The organism is Paracoccus sp. UBA5162 (assembly GCF_002413585.1).
Taxonomy (GTDB): Bacteria; Pseudomonadota; Alphaproteobacteria; order Rhodobacterales; family Rhodobacteraceae; genus Paracoccus.
In genome coordinates this window covers 1-287 of record NZ_DHXG01000035.1, presented here as the reverse complement: position 1 = coordinate 287, position 287 = coordinate 1, and the positions used below count along the sequence as shown (strand labels likewise).

General features: G+C 68.3%; 1 protein-coding gene. It reads left to right on the top strand.

Annotated features, from left to right (window positions below):
- A partial coding sequence (locus B4A72_RS04825; protein ID WP_292978172.1) for an ATP:cob(I)alamin adenosyltransferase occupies positions 1–287 on the top strand: 287 nt, incomplete at both ends.

Sequence of the window (287 nt, the reverse complement as noted above, 5' to 3'; positions counted from 1 at the left end):
TGTGCCGCCTGCACGCGGCCGATGGCATGGCCGACCGTCTGGCCATGATCCAGAACGACCTGTTCGATCTGGGAGCGGACCTGTCGCGGCCGGATATCGGGGCGGACGATCAGGCGGATCATCCCGTGCTGCGGATCATCGACGCGCAGGTCGCGCGCCTCGAAACCGAGATCGACGACATGAACGCCGATCTGCAACCCTTGCGCAGCTTCATCCTGCCGGGCGGTTCCGCCCTTGCGGCGCATCTGCACCTGTCGCGCACCGTGGCCCGCCGCGCGGAACGCTGC